Origin of the sequence: Nonomuraea rhizosphaerae (assembly GCF_019396405.1) — a bacterium.
Taxonomy (GTDB): Bacteria; Actinomycetota; Actinomycetes; order Streptosporangiales; family Streptosporangiaceae; genus Nonomuraea; species Nonomuraea rhizosphaerae.
Genome location: NZ_JAHKRL010000310.1, coordinates 1 through 7,893, shown reverse-complemented (window position 1 = coordinate 7,893; position 7,893 = coordinate 1). Strand labels below are relative to the sequence as shown.

Here is a 7,893-nt window from a genome sequence, read left to right as displayed (position 1 = left end):
GGGAGTGGCGGGCGGGCGCCGGGCCGCCGCCCGGCGCACGGGTCTGGGGATAAGGGCCGGCCCCGCACTCTGGGGGTGAGGGCCGGCCCCGCACTCGGGGGGTGAGAGCCGGCCCCGCACGTGACCAGGGCCCGGCCGCACCGGCGAAATGTCGTCGATGCGGCCGGGCGGGTGGCGCGGGGCCTACGTCGGGCCTTGTCCGGCTCTACGGGTGGTCCTGCTTCGGCCCACGTGTGGCCTCGACCGGCCGGTGGGTCAGAAGCCGGCCGTGATCCGGGTGAAGTCCCAGTCCGACTGCGCGATGCCACTGCAGTTGGACTGCACGCCGCCACCGGCGCATCCCCGGTCGCGGTTGACCGACCAGTACGCGAGCCTGGTCAGCCCGTGGGAGTTGGCCCAGTCGCGGATCTGGGTCCAGGTGGCGGTGGTGGTGAGCTCCTGCTGGTCGGACAGACCGTTCATGCCGGAGATGCCCATGTGTGCGTACGCCTGGGCGTCCGACCAGCCGAACGCCGACTTGAGGGCGTTCTTGAGTCCCTCGGAGGCGTTCACGGTGCTCTGGTACATGTTGGCGCCGCCGCCGAAGTCGAACGGCATGATCGTGTAGTTGTCGATCGGGACCGCGAGCTCCCGCGAGCGGTTGATCAGCCGGGTGCCCCAGTAGCTGGGCCCGGTGGTCGAGGTGCCGAAGGTGACGACGACCTTGACGTTGGGGTTGTTCTGCTTGACGATCTTGAGCCCGTTCAGGATGCGGTCCTGGACGACCTCGCTCTCGAACTCGTCGGTGTTCTCGATGTCGAAGTCGACCACCGCGGGCCCGACGGCGTTGATGACGCTCTGGACCGCGCCGGCGAAGGCCGCGGGCGTGGAGCAGTTCGGGCCGAGCTTGTTGCCCTGCCAGCCGCCGAAGGAGATCTGGACGCTGCCGCCGGCCGCCTTGATGGCGGAGATGGCCTGCGCGTCGGCGCCGCCGGTCAGCGGTCGCTGGCCGTCCCATGCCGGGTTGCAGCCGCCGCTGGACAGGATGAACGCCATCGTGAACGACCTGACGCCGGTCGCGCTCATCACCGCGGCGGGCGAGGGCGGGTTGCCCCAGCCCATGTAGAGGTACGGGGCGCCGGGCATCTTGGCGCCGCCGCCGCAGCCGGTCGTGGTGCCGGTGACCTGGCCGCTGGAGCCCGACTCGCCGACGGAGTTGTAGGCCCTGACGGTGTACGTGTGCGAGGTGCAGGTGCCCAGGGAGCCGATGGTGGCCGAGGTGCCGGTCACGGTGGCCCTGACGGTGCTGCCCTCGTACACGCGGTAGCCGGTGACCGTGCCCGACGACGCGCCCCAGGACAGGGAGAGCGAGCTGTTCGTGGCGCCGGTGATGTTCGGGTTCCCGGGCGTGCCGGGCGCGCCGTTGCCGGCCGAGGTGGTGACGGTGACGGCGTTACCGGCGGCCGAGACGTTCCCGGCGGCGTCGCGGGCGCGCACCGTGAACGTGTAGCTGGTGGAGGCGGCCAGGCCGGTGTTGGTGTACGTGGTGCCGGTGGCCGTGGTCACCAGTGTCGAGCCGCGGTACACGTCGTAGCCGGTGACGCCGACGTTGTCGGTGGAGGCGTTCCAGGCCAGGGAGACGCTGCTGGAGGTGACGCCGGTCGAGCGCAGGTTGCCCGGCACGGACGGCGCGGCGGTGTCGCCGCCGCCCCCGGTCACGGTCTTCCACAGCGCGGGCACCGCGGACGGCGTCCAGTCGGGCTGGGAGGTGTGGGCCTGGATGCACTCGTAGTCGACGCCGTTGTACGTGACGCGAGTGCCGACGGAGTAGGCCGTCCACGCCTGCCATGCGGGGTAGGCGAAGGCCACGGAGCCGTACGCGGAGGGTGCGACGGTGGCCAGCCCGGCCACCGTCATGGCCAGGGCGGCGAGTAATGCGAGGAACATGCGGCGAAATTTCATGGCATTCCCTGGTGGTGCGGCTTGTGGGGTCATGTCGAGATGCGTGCCGTACGGCTTGCACCGGGGGGTGAGAGCGCAAGCCGTACGGCACGGCCCGCGAGGTGGAGCGGGCACCTGGGGGGTGGCAGCGGGAGCTTTGCCGAGGGAGTCAGGAAGGGAGTGATCTTGGCACGGCGTTCGCGGGCCGCCGAGCGCGGGCTATTTGGCTGCTCAGGCGGCGGGGCGCGGAACGGGCGTGCGGACTGCGCGTGAATCACCAGCTCAGGGCGGGCCGGAACGGCGGTGATCGGGACATGACTCCCTGATTCATGATTTCTTTTAGGAAAGTTTCCTAAGAGTTGCCGCGATCGTAGCCTTGACACGACGGTCTTACAAGACCCAAAGATGACCCTGTCTCGTAACGGCGGCCGGCCCTGTGCGGGCTCAGCGGCCGTCTCCCTGGAGGCCCTCAGCCCTGTGCGGCGACTGGGGCCGGCCCATGCGTGCCGTAGAGGAAGATCGCGAGATGAGCGAGCGGAGCGCCCGGCCCGCGTGGAAGCGCGGCGCGCGGAGAGGCTGCGGCACGCGGAGACGCTTTATCGCACTGGGCCGGCGACGCTCCGCCGCACAACGGTCGTGCGGCGGAGCGTAGAGGAAGTTACGGCTGCTGGGTGATGCGTACGTCGTCCACGCCCGCCTCCACCAGCGAGGCGCCGGAGGCGTCCGCCGCGTCGATGAGGATGCGGACGGTCTGCCCGGCGAAGGCGTTCAGGCCGGCCGTGGCCGTGGCCCAGGCGCCGTTGCGGTTGCTGGCCGCGCCCGCCTGGTTGAAAACGGTCGTGGTGGTGTTGCCCACCACCCGGACGCGGAGGTAGTCGGCGCTGGAGGCGTTCGAGCCGTGCGCCAGGTACCAGGAGAACGACAGGTTCAGGGCGCCCGTCGAGGGGAGCGTGATCGGCGGCGACTGGATCGAGGTGACGCCGCCGTCGAGGTCGAAGTCACCCGCGGAGGTTCCCGCCAGGCGGCCGGTGACCAGGTCGTTCGTGCCGCTGACCGTGGTGCCGAGCTGCTTGGCGCCGGAGGAGGTGGTCGCCTCGGGGTCACCGCGCTCCCACGCGCCGGTGGTGGCCGTGTCCGTGGCGGACGGGTTGACGGTCCAGCCGGTGGCGCTCTCGAACGTGTCGGAGTAGACGGTCACGGGCGGGGTGCCGGTGCCGCAGTACTGAGCCTCCTTGCCGATGATCCGGTAGACGCAGTCCGAGTACTCCAGGAAGCGCAGCACCGCCTCCCTGTTGCGGGTGGTCTGCGGGACGATCTGCTCGTCCGGCGGGTAGAAGCCGGGGCTGGAGCCGGTCGGGTACATCTCGAACGTGAAGCTGAAGATCTTGTAGACGCCCCACAGCCAGTCGTCGATGGTCCCGTCGGTGATGTAGAGGTCGCTGCCCTGCTGGGGCGTGTAGTTGTTGGTCGAGGCCATGTTCTGGCCGAGGGTGGCGTGCGCGTCGCGGTCGTCCTGGGTCAGGCCGGGCGCGGTGTCGTTGAACGTGTAGCCGTAGGGCCACAGGACCAGCTCGCTGTAGGTGTGCCAGTCGATGTGCGACTTGAGCTGCTGGACGCCGCCGATGACGCGGCTGCGCACCCAGTTCGCCGCCGCCTTGACCTCGGGCGTCGACTCGGCCGCCGCGCCGCGGTAGGTCTCGCTGGAGGTGGAGCCGGAGGAGCCGCCGCAGCAGCCCCAGTTGTAGGCCCAGTTGCGGTTCATGTCGGTGCCGACCGCGGACGAGCCGGAGTTCGGCTGGCGGTTCTTGCGCCACGAGCGGTAGGAGCCGGTGGCGATGTCGTACTCGCCGCCGTCCGGGTTGAGGTCCGGCATGATCCAGATCTCGCGCGTGTTCACCAGGTTGGTGATCCGGGAGTCTGTGCCGTAGTTGTCGGTCAGCAGGTGCATGAGGTAGAGCGACATCTCGACCGTCAGGTGCTCACGGGCGTGCTGGTGGGCCGTGAACAGCACCTCGACCTCGTTCTCGTCGGTGCCCACGTTGTCGCTGATCTTGATCAGGCGCAGGTTCCTGCCCTCGTACGAGGTGCCGTAGTTGCTCTGGCTCATGATGGCCGGATGGGCCGCGACCAGGGCGTTGATCTCGGCGTTCATCTCGGCGTAGTTGTGGTACGCGGAGTCCGCCGGCGGGAAGTCAAACGCGTCGACGGACGGGGGTGTCGGGCGCGGCACCTCCGCGACCCGGTAACCGAGGCTCCTGATCGCGGCGACCTCGGCCGCCGTGGCGGTGATCATGACGGAGTCCTTGTTCACCTCGTCGATGGCGGCGCCGGTGGCGGCCACCGCGCTGCGTTGCTGGGCGTTCGCCGGCCCCTCGACACGGTACTGCCGGTTGGGCGGCGGTTCGGCGGCGGCGCCGGCGCCGGTCATGCCGGTCAGGCAGACCAGGCCGAGCGCGGCCAGCAGGATGACTAAACGGCGTAGCACCTCGTCCTCCCAGGGCGCGTGGGCTAGTGGTGTACACGCGCCTGAACCGAGGGTGAGGACGTTGCCATGTCGGGAAAAGGCCCAACTTTCCGGACTGTCCGGTAGGCCCTTTTTCAGGCGGTTCCAGAGCATGCCAGGGCGCTGACAGGTCGCTGCCAGGTCGTTTCGGCACGTTGGTGGTCATGAGACATGCGATCGAAGCGGAAGGGCTCGTCAAGAGGTACGGCGACAAGACCGCGCTGGACGGCATCGACCTCCGGGTCAGGACCGGGACGGTGCTGGGCGTGCTCGGCCCCAACGGCGCGGGCAAGACGACCGCGGTACGGATCCTGGCCGCACTGGCCGTGCCCGACGCGGGCCGCGCCGTGGTGGGCGGTTTCGACGTCACCCGCCAGGCCGGCAAGGTGCGCGAGCTGATCGGGCTGACCGGCCAGTACGCCTCCGTGGACGAGAAGCTGACCGGCACCCAGAACCTGGTGCTCATGGGCCGCCTGCTCGGCATGGGCCGGGCGCGGTGCGCGGCTGCATGGCCGGAGGGCTGGACGTCGCGGACGTGTGGATCACCTTCGGCTGGGCGGGCGCGCTGACGGCCGTGTTCGTGCCGCTCACGCTGCGGGCCTACAGGAGGAAAGTCCGGTGAGCATGTCGTACGGGGTGACTCACGGCGCCCCGCCGAGCATCGTGCGGACCTCCTGCCTGGTCATGGCCATGCCCTTGCCGTGCAGGTCGTCGTAGCGGGGATCGCCGAGGGCCGCCCTGGCCGCCCGCGCCCCGGCGACGGTGTCGGGCGAGGTGTCGGACGGCACGACGGCGGACGACGCCCCGAACAGCACCGCCGCCCGTGCGGCGTCCCCCCGCGCCAGCTCGGCGAGCGCGCACCCGGCCAGCACGGTCGACAGGACGGGCCGGTCGGGTGAGGGGCCGAGCCGGTCGAGCGCCCGCAGGTGCTGCCCGAGCGCGGCCACGGGGTCGCCGGCGGCCGTCAGCGCCCGGCCGTACCCCGTGCGGACACTGGCTTCGAGCTGCGGGATCGACGTCGCCTCCGCCAGCGGCGCGAACAGGCCGCGATAGACGGCCAGGCTCTCCTCCACCTGCCCGCGCTGGTGGGCCAGGGACGCCTCCGCCATCCCCAGCAGGACGATCGTGTGGGGCGAGATCCTCTCCTCCACGCCGGCGCCGATCGTCCCGGTGCCGATCGTCCCGGTGCCGGTCGTCCCGGCGGCGATCACCGTCCTGGCCGTGGCGAGGTCGGCGGCGGCGCCGTCGAGGTCGCCGCTCTGGGCGCGCAGCGAGGCCAGCCGGGTCAGCGTGGAGATCGTCTCCTCCGTGCTCACCCATTCGGTGGTGAGCGAGCCGGTCTCGGCGATGAGGTCGTCCGCGCGCTCGCCGCGGGCGGCGCGGTAGGTGGCCAGGTTCAGCAGCGCCTCGCTCAGCCCCCACCGGTCGCCGAGCGTCCTGAACCCCTCGACCGCCTTCTCCAGCCCCTCCTCCGAACGATTCGGGCCACCGATCATCCTGGCCGAGCTGGCCAGCCAGAGGTCGTCACCGGCCGCGTAGCGGTCGATCAGCGCGGCGGCGTGCTCGTCACGGCCGCACGCGGCGGCCATGACGACCCTGCTGATCAGCAGCAGCGGGTGGACCGGGCCCTCGCGCTCGGCGGCCTCGATCATGGCGTCCATCCTGCGCGACAGCGTGGTCATCGCCGTCCGGTCGCTGACGATCGCCGCGAACCTGTTCACCCCGTGCGCGAACATGCAGCTCGTGTACGCGCGCACGAGCCCCTCCGGCGGCGTGTCGCCCACCAGGTCGAGCACCTGCTCGGCCCAGCCGGCGCTCTCGCGGCGGTAGCCGCACATCCACCAGTACCAGTTCAGGGCCGAGCACAGCCGCAGCGCGATCTCCTCGTCGCGCCGGTCGAGCGCCCAGCGCAGCGCCACCGAGCAGTCGTCGCGCTCGGCGTGCAGCCGCTCGATCCACTCGATCTGGGCGCCTGTCCGCAGCTCGGGCACGGCGCGTTCGGTCAGGCCGAGCAGGTGCACGGCATGCCGTCGCCGGTAGGCGTCCACCTCGCCGGCCTCCGCCAGCCGTTCGTGAGCGTAGGCGCGGATGGTCTCCAGCATCGAGTAGCGGCCCTCGGGCGAGACCTGGACCAGCGACTTGTCGGCCAGCGCGCCCAGCACGTCGGCGGGCGCACCGCACACGGCCTCGGCGCTCTCCAGCGTGGCCCCTCCGGCGAACACCGCGAACCTGCGGGCCAGCTCGCGTTCGGGCTCGTCGAGCAGGTCCCAGCTCCACTCGACCACCGCCCTGAGCGTCTGCTGGCGGGGCAGCGCCGTACGGCTGCCGCCGGTCAGCAGCCTGAAGCGGTCGTCGATGCGGCCGGCCAGTTGGTCCGGTGTCATCGTGCGCAGCCTCGCCGCCGCCAGCTCGATGGCCAGCGGCATGCCGTCGAGCCTGCGGCACAGGGACACCACAGCCGCCACGTTCCGCTCGTCCAGCTCGAACGCGGGCCGGGCGGCGGTGGCGCGGTCGAGCAGCAGGCGTACGGACGGGTAGCCGGCGGCTCGCTCCGGCCCCACGCCGGTCGGGGGCGGCTCCAGCGGCGGGATGGGCGCCAGCCGCTCCCCCGGCACGCCGAGCGGCTCGCGGCCGGTGGCCAGCACGCGCACGCCGGGGCAGCTGGTGAGCAGGCGCTCGGCCAGGCGGGCGGCGGCGTCGAGGAGGTGCTCGCAGTTGTCCAGCACGACCAGCACCCGGCGCTCGCCGAGCGCCTCCTCCACCTCCCGCAGCACGTCGTGCGCGGGCGCGGCCCGGCCCTCGTGCGCGGCAGCGCCGGGGCGCTCGTACGCGGGAGCTGCCCGGCCCTCGTACGCGGCAGCGCCGGGGCGCTCGTACGCGGCAGCGCCCGGCCGCTGGTGGCCGGGGCGGTCGTCGCGCAGGCCGAGCGCGTCGAGCACCGCGCCCGGCACGGCCGCCGGGTCGGTGACCGGCGCCAGCTCGACCACCCAGGCGCCGTCGAAGCGCCCGTCCATCCGCAGGGCCGCCTCGGTGGCCAGCCTGGTCTTGCCCGCGCCGCCCGGCCCGACGATCGTGACCATCCTGGCCCGCCCGAGGAGGCCGGTGAGCTGCTCCAGCTCCTCCACCCGGCCGATGAACGAGGTCAGCGGGGCGCGCACGTTACCCTTGGGCAGCTTGGGGCGTACCCGGACCTCTCCCGACAGGACGGTCAGGTGCGCCGCGCGCAGCTCCGGCCCCGGGTCGACGCCCAGCTCGCCGGCCAGCGTGCGGCGGGTGCGCTCGAACAGCGCCAGCGCGTCGGCCTGCCGCCCGGCGGCGGCCAGGCCGCGCATCTCCAGCGCGCACAGCCGCTCCCGCAGCGGATGCGCGGCGACCTCCGCGGCCAGGTCGGCGGGCTGCCCGGCGGTCAGCCGCGCCTCGGCGCGCGACTCGACGGCGGCCAGGCGCCCCTCCTCCAGCGCCGCCGCCAC

At 72.2% G+C, this 7,893-nt stretch carries 3 protein-coding genes and 1 pseudogene; 1 reads left to right on the top strand and 3 read right to left on the bottom strand.

All coding sequences use genetic code 11. The features are described from left to right. Positions 1-255: 255 nt before the first annotated feature. On the bottom strand, positions 256-1,926 hold the full coding sequence (locus KME77_RS15610; protein ID WP_246609811.1) for a fibronectin type III domain-containing protein: 1,671 nt from the start codon (positions 1,924-1,926) through the stop codon (positions 256-258). 652 nt (positions 1,927-2,578) lie between these two features. Next, complete coding sequence (locus KME77_RS15605) at positions 2,579-4,405, bottom strand: M14 family metallopeptidase (RefSeq protein ID WP_219467564.1); 1,827 nt, start codon at positions 4,403-4,405, stop codon at positions 2,579-2,581. Positions 4,406-4,587: 182 nt separating this feature from the next. Here KME77_RS15605 and KME77_RS15600 point away from each other — a divergent pair. Next, positions 4,588-4,929 (top strand): annotated as a pseudogene (locus KME77_RS15600) (ATP-binding cassette domain-containing protein); the annotation flags it as partial. 135 nt (positions 4,930-5,064) lie between these two features. Here KME77_RS15600 and KME77_RS15595 read toward each other — a convergent pair. Beyond that, positions 5,065-7,893, bottom strand: a 2,829-nt coding sequence (locus tag KME77_RS15595; RefSeq protein WP_219467559.1) for an ATP-binding protein, incomplete at its 5' end; no start/stop codon positions are given.

Coding starts and splice junctions, on each gene's coding strand:
- KME77_RS15610 (WP_246609811.1), bottom strand. CDS start 1,926: ATGTTCCTCGCATTACTCGCCGCCCTGGCCATGACGGTGGCCGGGCTG.